The 16,025-nt window shown below is 63.7% G+C and carries 13 protein-coding genes; 10 read left to right on the forward strand and 3 right to left on the reverse strand.

What is annotated here, in order from left to right; genetic code table 11:
• The first annotated feature begins 63 nt into the window (after positions 1 to 63).
• The 6 genes from EV665_RS06820 to EV665_RS06845 all read left to right on the forward strand — a co-directional run bounded on the left by EV665_RS06820 (position 64) and on the right by EV665_RS06845 (position 7,181).
• Positions 64 to 1,515 (forward strand): homospermidine synthase, encoded by a 1,452-nt coding sequence (locus EV665_RS06820; protein ID WP_064331161.1) that lies wholly within the window; start codon positions 64 to 66, stop codon positions 1,513 to 1,515.
• 317 nt (positions 1,516 to 1,832) lie between these two features.
• Entirely contained in the window at positions 1,833 to 2,204 is a 372-nt protein-coding gene (gene omp10 / locus EV665_RS06825; RefSeq protein ID WP_133033518.1) for an outer membrane lipoprotein Omp10, read from the forward strand.
• Between the two features lie 204 nt (positions 2,205 to 2,408).
• Positions 2,409 to 4,361, forward strand: coding sequence for a 5'-nucleotidase C-terminal domain-containing protein (locus EV665_RS06830; protein ID WP_133033519.1), 1,953 nt, complete (start codon positions 2,409 to 2,411; stop codon positions 4,359 to 4,361).
• Positions 4,362 to 4,556: 195 nt separating this feature from the next.
• On the forward strand, positions 4,557 to 5,588 hold the full coding sequence (gene hemH, locus EV665_RS06835) for a ferrochelatase (RefSeq protein WP_133033742.1): 1,032 nt from the start codon (positions 4,557 to 4,559) through the stop codon (positions 5,586 to 5,588).
• A 97-nt stretch (positions 5,589 to 5,685) separates the two neighbouring features.
• The gene (locus tag EV665_RS06840; RefSeq protein ID WP_162852996.1) at positions 5,686 to 6,720 is read left to right on the forward strand and encodes an SPFH domain-containing protein; all 1,035 of its coding nucleotides are present in this window, start codon (positions 5,686 to 5,688) and stop codon (positions 6,718 to 6,720) included.
• A 2-nt stretch (positions 6,721 to 6,722) separates the two neighbouring features.
• Positions 6,723 to 7,181: an NfeD family protein gene (locus tag EV665_RS06845; RefSeq protein ID WP_133033520.1), complete on the forward strand. Its 459-nt coding sequence runs from the start codon at positions 6,723 to 6,725 to the stop codon at positions 7,179 to 7,181.
• A gap of 66 nt (positions 7,182 to 7,247) precedes the next feature.
• On the opposite strand, the gene EV665_RS06850 is transcribed toward EV665_RS06845, so the two are convergent.
• Positions 7,248 to 8,243 (reverse strand): KpsF/GutQ family sugar-phosphate isomerase, encoded by a 996-nt coding sequence (locus tag EV665_RS06850; RefSeq protein WP_064331166.1) that lies wholly within the window; start codon positions 8,241 to 8,243, stop codon positions 7,248 to 7,250.
• Between the two features lie 247 nt (positions 8,244 to 8,490).
• Positions 8,491 to 9,312 carry a hypothetical protein gene (locus EV665_RS06855; RefSeq protein ID WP_380684854.1) on the reverse strand — a complete coding sequence of 274 codons (822 nt, stop codon included), beginning with the start codon at positions 9,310 to 9,312 and terminating at the stop codon, positions 8,491 to 8,493.
• A gap of 207 nt (positions 9,313 to 9,519) precedes the next feature.
• Here EV665_RS06855 and EV665_RS06860 point away from each other — a divergent pair, with 207 nt between their 5' ends.
• On the forward strand, positions 9,520 to 10,584 hold the full coding sequence (locus EV665_RS06860) for a linear amide C-N hydrolase (RefSeq protein WP_133033521.1): 1,065 nt from the start codon (positions 9,520 to 9,522) through the stop codon (positions 10,582 to 10,584).
• Positions 10,585 to 10,885: 301 nt separating this feature from the next.
• On the forward strand, positions 10,886 to 12,394 hold the full coding sequence (locus tag EV665_RS06865) for an outer membrane beta-barrel protein (protein ID WP_133033522.1): 1,509 nt from the start codon (positions 10,886 to 10,888) through the stop codon (positions 12,392 to 12,394).
• Between the two features lie 3 nt (positions 12,395 to 12,397).
• On the opposite strand, the gene galU is transcribed toward EV665_RS06865, so the two are convergent.
• Positions 12,398 to 13,285, reverse strand: coding sequence for a UTP--glucose-1-phosphate uridylyltransferase GalU (gene galU, locus EV665_RS06870; protein WP_064331169.1), 888 nt, complete (start codon positions 13,283 to 13,285; stop codon positions 12,398 to 12,400).
• 218 nt (positions 13,286 to 13,503) lie between these two features.
• On the opposite strand from galU, the gene EV665_RS06875 reads away from it, so the two are divergent.
• On the forward strand, positions 13,504 to 14,724 hold the full coding sequence (locus EV665_RS06875) for a lytic murein transglycosylase (RefSeq protein WP_064331170.1): 1,221 nt from the start codon (positions 13,504 to 13,506) through the stop codon (positions 14,722 to 14,724).
• Positions 14,725 to 14,855: 131 nt separating this feature from the next.
• Complete coding sequence (locus tag EV665_RS06880) at positions 14,856 to 16,004, forward strand: SGNH/GDSL hydrolase family protein (protein WP_133033523.1); 1,149 nt, start codon at positions 14,856 to 14,858, stop codon at positions 16,002 to 16,004.
• Positions 16,005 to 16,025 lie beyond the last annotated feature (21 nt).

Consider the following 16,025-nt stretch of genomic DNA (forward strand, 5'->3'; position numbering starts at 1 on the left):
TATGCTATGGGGCCCGTCGAGACCCTGATTTTACAGCAAAGCGGCCGGCCGCAGGAGAACCAAATGGCAGACAGCACCTATCCGGTTTATGGCGAGATCACCGGCCCGATCGTGATGATCGGTTTCGGCTCCATCGGGCGCGGCACGCTGCCGCTGATCGAGCGCCACTTCAAGTATGACCGGAACCGGCTGATCGTCATCGAGCCGCGCGAAGACGCCGCCGACGCGGAAATCTACGCCCGCCACGGCGTGCGCCACGTCAAGGCGCATGTCACCAAGGAGAACTACAAGGATCTCCTCAAGCCGCTTCTCACGGAAGGCGGTGGCCAGGGTTTCTGCGTCAACCTCTCCGTCGACACGGGCTCCGTCGACCTGATCAAGCTCTGCCGCAAGCTCGACGTGCTCTATATCGACACGGTCGTCGAACCCTGGCTCGGCTTCTACTTCGACAAGGGCATGAAGAACGCCGACCGCACCAACTATGCGCTGCGCGAGACGCTGCGCAAGGAGAAGGAAAAGCACCCCGGTGGCACGACGGCGGTCTCCACCTGCGGCGCCAATCCGGGCATGGTCTCCTGGTTCGTCAAGCAGGCGCTGGTGAACCTCGCCAAGGACCTTGGCGTGAAGTTCGAGGAGCCGACGCAGGACGACCGCGAAGGCTGGGCCAAGCTGATGAAGAAGGTCGGCGTCAAGGGCGTGCACATCGCCGAGCGCGATACCCAGCGCACCAGGAACCCGAAGCCGTTCAATACCTTCTGGAACACCTGGTCGGTGGAAGGCTTCATCTCGGAAGGCCTGCAGCCGGCCGAACTCGGCTGGGGCACCCATGAGAACTGGATGCCGAAAAACGCCAAGAAGCACAAGAAGGGCTGCAAGGCCGCGATCTACCTGGAGCAGCCCGGCGCCAACACGCGCGTGCGCTCCTGGTGCCCGACGCCCGGCCCGCAATACGGCTTCCTCGTCACCCACAACGAGTCGATCTCGATCGCCGACTTCTTCACCGTGCGCGACAAGGACGGCCACGTCACCTACCGCCCGACCTGCCACTATGCCTACCACCCGGCCAACGACGCCGTGATCTCGCTACATGAGATGTTCGGCAACGGCGGCAACCAGCAGCCGGTGCTGCATGTTCTCGACGAGAACGAACTGGTCGACGGCGTCGACGAACTCGGCGTGCTGCTCTATGGCCACGACAAGAACGCCTACTGGTACGGTTCGCGCCTGTCGCTGGAAGAGACCCGCCGCCTCGCCCCCTACCAGAACGCCACCGGCCTGCAGGTGACCTCGGCCGTGCTCGCCGGCATGGTCTGGGCGCTGGAAAACCCCAAGGCCGGCATCGTGGAAGCCGACGAGGTCGACTACAAGCGCTGCCTGGAAGTGCAGACGCCCTATCTCGGCCCGGTCGAAGGCCACTATACCGACTGGACCCCGCTCGACGGCCGCCCGGGTCTCTTCCCGGAAGATCTCGACACGAAGGATCCGTGGCAGTTCAGGAACATCCTGGTCCGCTGAACCGGCTTTCATTCCCTGGCAGGACGCCCGCGGCAGACCCGCAGGCGTCTTTGTTGCACCCCCTCGTTCCACCCGCTGTCGTCATCCTCGGCCTTGAGCCGAGGATCCAAAGCCGCGTCCGCAAGCGGGTGGATGCTCGGCTCAAGGCCGAGCATGACGAAGGAGGGGTGTGGCGGACTTGCCAGCGGTGTCTGAAACGCTTTCAATGGGATAATACCCGATGCCCCGGCGGCGCGTCTTGCTTTCGACGTTTCTTCGCGGCATGGTTTGCCGAATTGGACGGGTGGTTCGCGCCGCCGTGACCCTGGGAGACCCATATGAAGCCGATCACAGTCCTCAGCCTGCTGACCGCCGCCGTCGCACTCGCCGCTTGCCAGTCCGAGCGCGCGCCGCGCGACCTGCCGGTGACCCAGCGCCCCCTGGCGCAGGGAGTGGAAGGCGCCTGGGTGGACCCGAACGGCATCGTCTCCACCTTCCAGGGCGGCACGTTCACGACGCGCACCACCGACACGAACCAGCTTCTCGCTTCGGGCACCTACATCAACACGTCGCCGACGCTGGTCGAGATCAACATGACCTCGCTGGTGCGCAACACCCAGTCCAAGGTCAATTGCGCGCTCGTCAGCCAGAGCCAGCTCAACTGCACGACGGCCGAAGGCGCACAGTTCTCGCTCGCCCGCCGCGCCTGAGCGAACGACATCGTCACGAAAGGGCCGCAAGGCCCTTTTTTCGTTTCGGCTCATAAACATGGGTGGCCTGCGGCCTCTCCTCTTTTCTCTTGAACTCGTCCGCGACCGGTGAAAACATCCGCCGGCTGGCTGTCATGTTTCCGGTTTATCGAGAAGCGGATCGCCCCTCCCGCGCCTTCGCGGGCAAACAAGGAGAAGAGGACCATGACGTTTTTCCGATCCGGCCTTCTGGCCGCCTCCCTCATCGCGCTCTCCAGCGGCTCGGCGCTCGCCGATTACGAGCTGAACATCCTGCATATCAATGACCTGCATTCGCGCATCGAGGCGATCAACAAGTTCGATTCGACCTGCTCGGACGAAGAGGAAGGCAAGGGCGAATGCTTCGGCGGCGTGGCGCGCCTGAAGACCGCCATCGACGCCCAGCGCGAGGCGCTGACCGGCAAGAACGTGCTGCTGCTGAACGCCGGCGACAATTTCCAGGGTTCGCTCTTCTACACCACCTACAAGGGCGCGGTGGAGGCCGAGTTCCTCAATCTCATGAAGTTCGACGCCATGACCGTCGGCAACCATGAATTCGACGACAGCGAGGACGGCCTCGCCACCTTCCTCGACAAGGTCGCGTTCCCGGTCGTCACCGCGAATGTCGCGGCCAGCGCCAGCTCGAAGATCGGCGACCGCATCAAGCCCTTCATCGTGCTGAACCAGGGCGGCCAGGGGATCGGTATCGTCGGCGCCGTCGCCAACGACACCGCGGAACTCTCCTCGCCCGGCCCGAACGTCCTGATCGGCGACGACGTCGCCGATATCACGGCGGCGATCGCCGAACTGAAGAAGCAGGGCGTCAACAAGATCATCGCGCTGACCCATGTCGGCTATCCCCGCGATCTGGCGGCCATCGCCAGGATCCCCGACGTGGACGTGGTGGTCGGCGGCCACACCAACACCTTCCTTTCCAACACCTCGGACAAGGCGGAAGGCCCCTATCCGACGCTGGTCGACAATCCCGGCGGCTACAAGGTGCCCGTCGTGCAGGCCGCGGCCTATTCCAAGTATCTCGGCAATCTCAAGGTCGTCTTCGACGATGCGGGCGTCGTGAAGGAAGCCTCCGGCGAACCGATCCTGATCGATTCCTCCGTCAAGCCGGACGAGGCCGTGCTCGCCCGCATTAAGGAGCTTGGCGGCCCGATCGAGGAGCTGAAGAACAAGATCGTCGCCGAGAGCGCAGCGCCCATCGACGGCTCGCGCGAGGTGTGCCGCGCCGCCGAATGCGCCATGGGCAACCTGGTGGCCGACGCCATCCTCGACCGCACCAGGAGCCAGGGCATGACGATCGCCATCACCAATGGCGGGGGCCTGCGCGCCTCCATCGACGGCGGCCCGGTCTCCATGGGCGAGGTGCTGTCGGTGCTGCCCTTCCAGAACACAGTCGCCACCTTCCAGCTCAAGGGTTCGGACCTCCTCGCCGCCCTCGAAAACGGCCTCGGCCAGATCGAGGAAGGCGCCGGCCGCTTCCCCCAGGTCTCCGGCATGAAATACTCCTTCGACAAGTCGAAGCCGGCCGGCAGCCGCGTCGTCTCCGTCGAGGTGAAGGAGGGCGACGCCTTCGTACCGCTCGACCCGGCCAGGACCTACGGCATCGCCTCGAACAACTACATGCGGGCGGGTGGTGACGGTTACTCCATCTTCGCCACCGCCGGCATGAACGCCTACGATTTCGGCCCGAACCTCGAACTGGTCGTCGCCGACTATCTTGCCGCGCACCGCCCCTACCAGCCCTACACGGATGGCCGCATCACGGAAGTCGCCGATGCCACGGTCGTCGAGACCCCGGAGACCACGGAGACCGCGGCAGGCACCGAGGCCGAGCCAGCCACGAGCGAAACGGCAACCCCGACGGACACGGCCGCCAAGACGGCGGAAGGCACGGCAACCTCCGGCGAGGCCGCATCGGGCACCGCCGCCACGACCACGACCACCGAAACAGCAACAGTGGCAGCCGGCGGTAAGCATGTCATCGTCCGCGGCGATACGCTTTGGGATCTCGCCAAGGCGGCCTATGGCGACGGCACGCTGTGGCGCAGGATCGCGGAAGCCAACGGCAATCCGCGGCCGCGCGCCCTGCATGTCGGCACGGAGCTGTCCATCCCGACCAAATAAGGACAATTTGTCTCCACTATTTCTGCCGGCCCGGGCTTTCCCGGGCCGGTATTTCTTTTTAGAACGATTCTGAGCCGACCGGGCGTCCGTCGTGCAGGAGCAATCCGGCGCGCATGCCGCGGTCTTGCATATGCACTTGCAAGAAGACAAAGCCCGAGAGCAATGAACGACACCCCGCACGCCGAGGACCGCACCATGCAGGACACCACCGCCAAGCCTGCCGACCACCCATCCGTCAAGCACGGCAAGGTCGGCGTGCTGCTGGTCAATCTCGGCACGCCTGATGGTACCGACTACACCTCGATGCGCCGCTACCTGAAGGAATTCCTGACCGACAAGCGCGTCATCGAATGGCCGAGGATCGCCTGGTATCCCATCCTTTTCGGCATCGTGCTCAACACGCGCCCCGGCAAGGTCGGCAAGGCCTATGAGACGATCTGGAACAAGGAGAGGAACGAAAGCTTCCTGCGCACCTATACGCGCAGCCAGGCCGAACTGATGGCCAAGGCGCTGTCCGACTATTCCGAGGTCGTCGTCGACTGGGCGATGCGCTACGGCCAGCCCTCCATCGCCTCGCGCATGGAATACCTGCAGAAGGCCGGTTGCGAACGCATCCTCGTCTTCCCGCTCTATCCGCAATATGCGGCGGCGACGACGGCGACCGTCAACGACAAAGCCTTCGAGGCGCTCCTGAAGATGCGCTGGCAGCCGGCTCTGCGCACCGTGCCGCCCTATCATGACGATCCGGCCTATATCGACGCGCTCGCCGTCTCAATCGAAAAGCACCTGGCGACGCTCGACTGGGAACCGGAGCGGGTGCTCACCTCCTTCCACGGCATTCCCAAGAGCTATTTCGACAAGGGCGATCCCTATTACTGCCAGTGCCAGAAGACCGCGCGGCTCCTGCGCGAACGGCTCGGCTGGTCGAAGGAAAAGCTTCTTGTCACCTTCCAGTCCCGCTTCGGACCGGAGGAATGGCTCCAGCCCTATACGGACAAGACCGTGGAAAAGCTGGCGCAGGAGGGCATCAAGCGCATTGCCGTCATCAATCCCGGCTTCGTCTCCGACTGCCTGGAGACGCTGGAGGAGATCGCCGAACAGGCCGCAGAAAGCTTCCTGCACAATGGCGGCGAGAAGTTCGCGCACATTCCCTGTCTCAACGATTCGCCCGAAGGCATGGCGGTTCTCGAAAAGGTCGTGCGGCGCGAGCTTTCCGGCTGGGTCTGATCCCGGATAAATCTTGCCTTCGTCCAAATAGACTGGCGTCGCGGCCCGTATTCCTTACAGTGGCGCGGCGCCGCGTTGTCTGTTGGAGAAAAGAACTATGGATTTGGCCGGATTGGATATCGTCGTCATCGCCCTCGTGGTGCTGGTCATCCTGATCCTCTTTGCCGGGATCAAGACGATCCCGCAGGGCTATCAGTACACGGTGGAGCGCTTCGGCCGCTATACGCGCACGCTGGAGCCCGGCCTCAACCTCATCATCCCCTTCATCGACCGCATCGGCGCGAAGATGAACGTGATGGAACAGGTGCTCGACATCCCCACGCAGGAGGTCATCACCCGCGACAATGCGAGCGTTTCGGCAGACGGCGTCGCCTTCTACCAGATCCTCAATGCGGCGCAGGCCGCCTATCAGGTCGCCCATCTGGAAAACGCGATCCTCAACCTCACCATGACCAATATCCGTTCGGTCATGGGCTCGATGGACCTGGACGAGCTTCTGTCCAACCGCGACGTGATCAACGACAAGCTGCTGCGCGTCGTCGACGAGGCGGCCAATCCCTGGGGCATCAAGATCACCCGCGTCGAGATCAAGGACATCGCCCCGCCGAAGGACCTGGTCGATTCGATGGGCCGGCAGATGAAGGCGGAGCGCGAAAAGCGCGCGCAGGTGCTGGAAGCCGAGGGTGCCCGCAACGCACAGATCCTGCGCGCCGAAGGCGCCAAGCAGTCGGCGATCCTTGAGGCCGAAGGTCAGCGCGAGGCCGCCTTCCGCGACGCCGAAGCCCGCGAGCGCCTTGCGGAAGCCGAAGCCAAGGCGACGAAAATGGTCTCGGAAGCCATCGCCGCCGGCAACGTGCAGGCGATCAACTACTTCGTCGCCCAGAAATACACCGAAGCCATGGCTGCCATCGGCAAGGCGCCGAACTCGAAGATCGTGCTGATGCCGATGGAAGCCTCCTCGCTCGTCGGATCGCTGGGCGGCATCGGCGCCATCGCAAGGGAAGTCTTTGGCGACGGCGGCTCCTCGCAGACCGCGGGCACGCCGCGCACGCGCCAGTCGACACCGGCCACGACCACCACTGCCTCGACGTCCGCCTTCCGCAACCCGTTCGATACGTCGCAGGGAAGCTGAGCATGATCCAGCGCATCGTCACGGAACTCGGCCCCTGGGCCTGGTGGGTGCTCGGCATCGTGCTCCTCATCCTCGAAGTGCTGATGCCCGGCGTCTTCCTCGTCTGGATCGGCATCGCGGCGATCATCACCGGTGCCCTCTCGCTGCTCCTGTGGGACGCGGCGTTCTGGACCTGGCATGCCCAATGGCTGGTCTTCGCCGCACTGTCGCTGGTGGCCGTGCTGATCGGCCGGCGCATCGTCAAGACGCGCGGCCAGACCTCCGACCAGCCGCATCTCAACCAGCGCGGCCAGAGCCTTGTCGGCCGCACCGCGACGCTGGAACAGCCGATCACCGAAGGCCGCGGCCGCATTCGTCTCGACGATACGATGTGGAGCGTACAGGGGCCGGACCTTCCGGTCGGCGCGCGCGTGCGCGTCACGGCCAGCAACGGCCGCGATCTGACGGTCGAGGCCGTATAGTCAAACAAAACCCCCGCATTTCAGGAAATACGGGGGGCTTGAGCTTTATGCTTGTGGATTCGCCGGTCAGGCGACGCCGATGCGCAGCAGGTCGTGGAAGTGCACGACGCCGACCGGACGGAAGGTCTCGTCGGTGACGATCAGCGCGGAAATGTTGTACTGGTTCAGCAGGCCGAGTGCGGCGGTCGCCAGCGTCGTCGGCTTCACCGTCTTCGGCGCCCGCGTCATGATCTCGTCGACGCTGAGTTCGGCAAGGTTGCGCGAGAGATTGCGCGCGATATCGCCGTCCGTGACGATGCCGACGAGGATGCCCTCGTCATTGACGACGCCGACGCAGCCGTAGCGCTTCTGCGACAGGAGCAGGACGGCATCCGGCATCGAGGTGCCGAGGGGGACGAGCGGCATGTTCTCGCCGCTGTGCATGATGTCGCCGACATGGGAAAGGCTGGCGCCGAGCTTGCCGCCGGGATGGAAGGTCTTGAAATCCGTCGCGGTGAAGCCGCGGGCTTCGAGAAGCGCAACCGCGAGCGCATCGCCGAGCGACAGTTGCATCAGCGTGGAGGTGGTGGGCGCCAGGCCGTGCGGGCAGGCTTCCTGCTCCTTCGGCAGCAGCAGCAGCGTATCCGCCTCGCGGGCAAGGGCCGAGCGCTCGCCCGAGGTGATGGCGATCAGCGGGATGGAGAAGCGACGGGAATAGGAGACGATGCCCTGCAATTCGGCCGTCTCGCCGCTCCAGGACATGGCGAGGATGACGTCGTCACGGCCGATCATGCCGAGATCGCCGTGATTGGCCTCGACGGGATGCACGAAGAAGGACGGCGTGCCGGTGGAAGCGAGCGTCGCGGCGATCTTCGCCCCGATATGCCCCGACTTGCCGATGCCCGTCACGATCACGCGACCGCTGATATCGCCGATGACGCGAACAGCTTCGCAAAAAGCGTCGAAGAGCCGCCCCTGGAGAGCCGCCGAAAGAGCGGTAAGGCCGGCCATTTCCGTTTCAACGGTGCGGATTGCCGAAGCGATGGCACCGGCGCTGTCAACTTTTGCCTGTCTTTTGATCATGGGTCTCGTTAGCGCTTTTGCAATCCTCTGTCCATGCACGAAAGAAAGCAGATTGTTACGGCGAGTGATTTTGTGAGCGGCAACCAGACGTTAACCACAACGGCTGGCCCGGCAGGGTCTGAATCTGGACGAAGCCCTTGGCAAGCTCTTGCTGATGGTGGAGACGGGCCAGATCGCGCAAGGCGGTTCGCCTGCCCAGTGCCGGAAGCTGCTGCCCCGATTTACTGCACAGTCATAAGGCCTTCAGTCAGAATCGGAGCGTCATGCCCAGAACGGGGCCACTCAGGCGCGTATCGTAGACATGGCCGGCCCGGGCGTAGTCGACATCGAGCACCTTGTAGCCTGCGGAGATGGAGAGATGATCGGTAACGGTATAGTTGACCGTGGCGAGCGCCGACCAGGTGATGTCGGCCCCCACGCCAAAGCCGCCGACATCCGCTTGCGCCTGCACGGACAGCCTGTCGGTCAGGGGAAGGAAGGCGCGGATGCCGACCACCGGGTCCACCCAGCCGAAGCTCTCGCCATAGGTGCGCGACATGCCGAGAGCACTGACCGTCACATCGTTCGAAATGTGCCAGAAGCGCGCGCCGGCGAGAGCATCCAGCGTGAAATCCGGCGTATCGACGACGCGATAGCCGCCTTGCAGCGTGGCCATGAACTGCTTGCTGTCGACGCTCCCGTTGATGACGGTGCCGGGCGGCACCGCTATCGGCAGGGCCGGCAAGGGACCGAATGCATGGCTGTCGGTGGTGTCGACATACATCATATCGCCCGAGAAGACGAACCGATCATAGCGTGCCCACACATTCACGAAGCCGCCGAAATTGAGATCGTCCATAACATCGGAGAACGATTTCTCGATCCCGATTGTCGGAGCCCGCCTGAACGGTGATATCTCCCCCTTTAGACCCGCCGCCCACATATACGGTGTGACCTGCAAGGCCCAGGTCGAGGTCGCATCCACGACAGGAGCCGGTTCTTCAGATTGGCCGCTCGCGGCGTCTGCGGCATGAGCAGCCTCGCCACCGTACAGTCCAGCGAGCACAAGGATGATGGCGTATCTGTTCAAGAGACCTTCCTCTTCAAGCTGAAAACATATTGCTATCTCAGGCGGAAACGACACAGCAGGGCATGCCCTTCTCCTCGCTCGCTGATTGCCTTATGCCAAATGCACAAAATTTAATCAATCAGTTGCGCCATGATGACTTCCATTCGCAATGGCAGGCTCATAGTATCCCGCTGGAACCGACCGCGAAATATAGAATGGAGGCAGGTCATGATCTTGAAAAACAACTCCTTTTTTGCCGCCTGCACGGCTGCCCTCATCACGACGGGCGTGCTGGCCTCCGCTGCCGATGCTTGCACGCGCTTCGTCTATCTCGGCGCGAACGATCAGGTCATCACAGCCCGGTCGATGGACTGGAAGCTCGATGTGGGCACCAACCTCTGGGTGTTCCCGCGCGGTATGAAGCGGTCCGGCGAAGCGGGACCGAACTCGGTGGAATGGATCTCGAAATACGGCAGTGTCATCGCCTCGGGCTATGACATCTCGACCACGGACGGCATGAACGAGGCGGGACTTGTCGCCAACGTCCTGTGGCTCGTGGAATCCTCCTATCCCGACTACGACGGCAAGACGCCCGGCCTGTCGCTGGCGGCCTGGGCGCAATATGCCCTCGACAATTTTGCCAGCGTGCAGGAAGCGGTCGATACGCTGGCGAAGGAGCCGTTCACCATCGTCACCGACAAGGTGCCGGGCGAGGAACGGCTTGCAACCCTGCATCTCTCGCTCTCGGACGCCAGCGGCGACAGCGCGATCATCGAATATATCGACGGCAAGCAGGTCATCCACCATAGCCGTGAGCATCAGGTGATGACCAATTCCCCGATCTTCGAGGAACAGCTCGCCCTCAACGAATACTGGAAGCAGATCGGCGGCACCATCATGCTGCCCGGCACGAACCGCGCTGCCGACCGCTTTGCACGCGCGTCCTTCTATGTGAACGCCATCCCCAAGGCCGAAAACCCGGTCGAAGCCATCGCAAGCACTTTCAGCGTAATCCGCAACGTCTCCGTTCCGTTCGGCATCACGACGCCCGACCAGCCCAACATCTCCTCCACGCGCTGGCGGACCGTGGCGGACCACAAGCGCAAGCTATACTTCTTCGAATCGGCGCTCACGCCGAACGTCTTCTGGGTCGACCTGACGAAGCTGGACCTTTCGGAAGAGACCGGCAAGGTGAGGAAGCTCGACCTCGGCCCCAACCAGACGAACATCTACGCCGGCATGGCCAACGACCAGTTCAAGGAAGCCGAGCCGTTCAAATTCCTTGGGATATGAAGCGGGATGCGGGGTGGACGCGAGCCGCCCGCGAGCGAGATCGGAACCGGTCGTAAAACGTGCGCCTGCGTGCTCCGACACGCAGGGCCCTTGCTCAAACGGAATCAGCGGAAAAGATACGCCCGCAGATTTTCACCACCTGTTAACCATAAACTAACCCTTCGCCAATAGAGTGCTACCATCAGCGAATACGTGACGAATAACGCTATTTTTCAAATACTTATGCGCGCTGCGCTTGTGTATGAAACAACGTTGGACTTCACGTTCCCTTCGAAATCGGAAAGGTGCGCAGGCCGCAATCATGGCAGAGGTAAAGGCAAGAGATCACGAGGCAGCATTGCCCCGCCTGTCATGGCGTCTCGCCAGCCTTCTGCTTGCCGGCACCATGCTTGCAGCCGCGCCGGCTTTTGCCCAGCAGCGGCCGGCGAACGAGACACCCACATTCCAGGAACCGCTCGCCCAGAATACCGACGACGGCGCGGTGGACACGACGACGCTGCCGGGAACCGAGACGACGGCGTCGACCGGAAGGACCCTGACCGAGCCCGCCCTCACCGGCGACCAAGCCGATGCGCTTTCCGACGCTGCAAACGACAACGAGGCCAGCCTGCGCACCGCTCGCGAGGGCGAGCGGCTGAACCTGCGGGAAGGCAACACCGACGCGGCGAGAAGCAATTTCGGCGACCCCTACGAGCCGACCGGCATTCGCGTCGGCACGTTCCTGCTCCGGCCCTCGATCACCCAGGGTCTCGGCCACGAACGCACGAAATCCGGCAGCACGACGCGCCGGACCTATTCCCAGACCGGCTTTCGCGGCTCGTTGACCTCCGACTGGTCGCGCCACCAGTTGACCATCGACGCCACGGGCATCTATCAGCGCAACATCAGCGGCACCGGAGAAACGGAACCGCAGGCACGCATCAACAGCGACCTGCGCCTCGATCTCAGCGACGACACGATCGCCAATCTCACCGCTGGCTACGGTTTCGAGCGCGAGGATTCCGCCGATCCCAACGCCATTGACGGCGCGAGCGCCCAGTCAGGCGTCCATAACTTCACCGCCGGTGCGCGCGTCCAGCGCGATTTCGGCGCGATCCGCGGCACGATCGGCGCGGAAATCGAGCGCGAGGTCTATGGCTCGGCAAAGCTCGCCAACGGCACGAAGCTCAGCCTTTCCGACCGCAATTTCACGCAGGGCACCCTGACGGGGCGCATCGGCTTCGAACTGTCCCCGGCGCTGATCCCCTATCTGGAAGCCTCGATCGGCCGTTCGATCTACGACGATAAACGCGATTCGCTCGGCTACGAGCGCTCCAGCTCGACGGTGGGCGGCCGCGCCGGCGTGGAGATCGATCTTGGCGAAAAGCTGCGCGGCGATCTCGGCATGGGCTACCGGCGCGCCGCCTTCGACGACAGCCGCCTGAAATCGATCGCCGCGCTGGCGCTCGACGGCTCGCTCGCCTGGTCGCCGCAGCGCGGCACGGAACTCCGGCTCGGCCTCGCCACGGAGATCGAACCATCGACCACCGCCGGGGAAAGCGGCTACGTCTCCTATGCGACCACGGCCGAACTGACGCATGAACTGCGCGAAAACCTCGTCGCGCGGCTGAGCGGCGCCTATACCTGGCGGGATTTCTCCTCGTCCGGCAGCCCCGACCAGAATGTCTATCTCGTCGGTACGGGTCTCACCTGGGACCTCAACCGCTGGCTCGCATTGACCGGCGATGTCTCCTACGAATTGACCCGCCCGGCACGCGGCACCGACACCGGCATCACGCGCGCCGGCATCGGCCTCGTCCTGCGCCGCTGAGCCTTATTTCAGCTTGGCGACAAGCTCCCGCAGCGGGCCTTCGACGGTCGGGCGGATATCCGCACGGGCCAGCGCGAAGGCGATGTTGGCGAGGATGAAGCCGTCCTTGGCCCCGCAGTCATAGGTTTCACCGCGGAAGTGGTAGGCGGCGAACTTCTGGCTGCCGGCCAGCTTCACCATGGCGTCGGTGAGCTGGATCTCGTTGCCGGCGCCGCGCTCCTGCGTGGAGAGGATCGGGAAAATTTCCGGCTGGAGAATATAGCGGCCGTTGATGAAGAAGTTGGAGGGCGCGGTGCCCGGAGCCGGCTTCTCGACCATCCTGGTGATGGCGAACCCTTCGCCGATCGTCTCGCCGACGCCGACGATACCGTATTTGTGGGCCTGGTCGGGCGCGCATTCCTCGACGGCGACGATGTTGGCGCCGCTGTGTTCGAAGAGTTCCACCATGCCCTTCATGCAGCCCTTTTCCGCCTTCATGATCATGTCGGGCAGAAGCAGCGCGAAGGGTTCGTTGCCGACCAGCTCGCGGGCACACCAGACGGCATGGCCGAGGCCGAGCGGCTCCTGCTGGCGGGTGAAGCTCGTCGAGCCGGCGACCGGCAGGATGCTTTCGAGCAGCGTCAGCTCGGCGGTTTTGTTGCGCTGGCGCAGCGTCTGCTCCAGCTCGACCTGGATGTCGAAATAGTCCTCGATGACCGCCTTGGAGCGGCCGGTGACGAAGATCAGGTGCTCGATGCCGGCTTCCAGCGCCTCGTCCACCACATACTGGATGACGGGCTTGTCCACGACGGTCAGCATCTCCTTCGGCACGGCCTTGGTGGCGGGAAGGAAGCGGGTGCCGAGACCGGCCACTGGGAAGACTGCTTTGCGAACCTTGCGAGCCTGCGACATATTCACCTCGTTGCGCCCGTCGCCCTCATGGCCGGGACGTATATGTGCCGAAATAGAAGCCAATTGCTATTTTTTTGCAAAGGAAGACTTTTTTGCGAAGGAAGACGGGGCAAAAGTTTGATGGTAAAGAATTTGTTGACTTCGTTTTTATAAGTTTTGCGTTCAGCCGATGGTTCCACGCCATCGTACCGAAATTTGAGAAACGGACACGACAGCTGATGACACAGAATCTCAAAACCGTTCTGCGCCGATCCGCGCTCACTCTCCTCCTGTCGGCCGGGCTTTTCGCCCAGGCCACCGCCGCCCGCGCGGACGCCCGCTTCCAGCAGTGGATCGCCGATTTCTACGCGACGGCATCCGAGGCCGGCATCAGCAAAGCGACCTACCAGAAGGCGTTTTCCGGCGTCAAGACACCCGATCCGGACGTCCTTCAAAAGGCCGCCTACCAGCCGGAATTCAAGCACAAGATCTGGGACTATCTCGATTCGCGCGTCAATCCCTATACGGTGCGCGTCGGCCGGGAAATGGCCGCAAAGCATGCCCGCACGCTCGCCGCCATCGAGCGGCATTTCGGCGTCGACCGCAACATCCTGCTCGCCATCTGGTCGATGGAATCGAACTATGGCGCGGTGCTGGAGAAGGACGACCGGCTGCACTACGTGCCGCGGGCGCTGGCGACGCTCGCCTATGCCGACAAGAAGCGGGCGAAATATGCGCGCACGCAACTGATCGCGGCGCTGAAGATCATCCAGCGCGGCGACATCGCGGCCGCCAACATGACCGGCTCCTGGGCCGGCGCCATGGGCCACACGCAGTTCATCCCGACGAGCTACATGATCTATGCCGTCGATGCCGACGGCAACGGCCACCGCGACATCTGGAAGTCGGTGCCGGACGCGCTGGCGACCGCGGCGAACCTGCTTGCCAAGAACGGCTGGCAGTCCGGCAAGACCTGGGGCTACGAGATCGTCGTGCCGAAGGGCGGCAGCAAGTATTCCGGCCAGACGAAGACGCTCGCCCAGTGGGCGGAACTCGGCTTCACGCGCCCGAACGGCAGCGGCTTCAAGAACGGCGCCGACCGCGCCGAGCTGAAGCTGCCGGCCAATGGCGGCCCGGGCTTCCTGATGACCAAGAACTTCTTCGTCATCAAGCGCTACAACGCGTCGGACTCCTATGCCATGGGCGTCGGCATGCTGGCCGACCAGCTTGCCGGCTACAGCGGCGTCAAACAGCGCTGGCCGCGCCCGGACGGCGCACTCGACATCACGGAAAAATTCGAGCTGCAGACCCGTCTCAAGGAACTCGGCTATTATGAAGGCGAGGTCGATGGCAATTTCGGCTCCGGCTCCAAGGCCGCCATCCAGGCCTTCCAGAACCGGATGGGCCTTGCCGCCGATGGCGAGCCGAGCCAGCAGTTGCTGCGCGCGCTGCGCCGCTGACGCCTTCGGCAGGACGAACAGGGGCGCTCCGGCGCCCCTTTTTGCTGCCGGACTTTCGCTTGGCCCGCGCATTTGCCATCATGCCGCCACCGCGATCCGGCAAGGTTGCGGCCAAGACGGGAGCCCTTGCGATGAGCACGACGACGACCCTACGGATTGTGCGCCTCGGCCTTGCCCTTGTGGCGGGGGCGAGCATCGTGGTGACCGCCCTTCCGGCCGGCGCACAGCAACGCAAGGAACGCAAGACCATCCTGGAATTCCTCTTCGGCAAGCCGAAGCGCGAGGAGGTTGCACCCGAGCCGCAGATCAGGAAGCCGCGCATCGTCAATCGCAAGAAGAAGCAGGCGACGACCGTTGCCACCAAGCCGGAACCGGCGGCGATCGAGAAATTGCCGGACGCCAAGGTCGTGCTGGTGGTCGGCGACTTCATCGCCGGCAGCCTCGGCGAGGGCCTGATCGCCGCCTTCGAGGCAACGCCGGGCATCGTCGTCGAGCGCCGCACCAACGGTTCCTCCGGCATCGTGCGCGAGGATTATTACGACTGGCCGGCCTCCCTGCCCGGCCTGATCGCTGAAACCGACCCCGCCCTCGTCGTGCTCAGCATCGGCGCCAACGACCGGCAGCAGATGTCGGTAGGCGGGGAAAAGGAGAAGTTTCGCTCCGAGGCCTGGACCAGGGAATACGAAGCGCGTGTCGAACGCCTCGCGACGCTCGCCCGCGCGGGCGGCAAGCCGATGATGTGGATCGGCATGCCGGCCTTCCAGTCATCGGCCATGACGGCCGACATGACGACGCTCAACACCATCTACCGGGCCGGCGTCGAAAAGGCGGGTGGCGAATTCATCGACATCTGGGATGGTTTCGTCGATGAGAACGGCAAGTTCGTCATCTCCGGCTCGGACATCAACGGCCAGCAGGTGCGCCTGCGCGGCTCCGACGGCATTAACTTCACCAAGGCCGGCAAGCGCAAGCTCGCCTTCTATGTGGAAAAGGAAATCCGCCGCGTGCTGGGCGATGCCGCCGCCGATGGCCCCGGCCTGCAGGGCGACCTCAAGGATCTCGTCGTGACCGCGCCGGCAGAAGACACCGAAATCACCAAGACGCTGCCGATCAGCCTTGCCGACCCTGCGCTCGACGGCGGTACGGCGCTGCTCGGCGGCGCCGCGATCAAGGGCAATGGCAGGAGCCTGCGCGAAAAGCTGGTGGAGAAGGGCGAGATCGCCGACGCCCCGCTCGGCCGCGTCGACGATTTTCGGCTGGACAAGACCGCGACGCCCTGACCGGGAGCCGGCACGATCCCA

The sequence above is a fragment of the Shinella granuli genome (assembly GCF_004341885.1).
In the GTDB taxonomy this organism is placed as follows: domain Bacteria; phylum Pseudomonadota; class Alphaproteobacteria; order Rhizobiales; family Rhizobiaceae; genus Shinella; species Shinella granuli.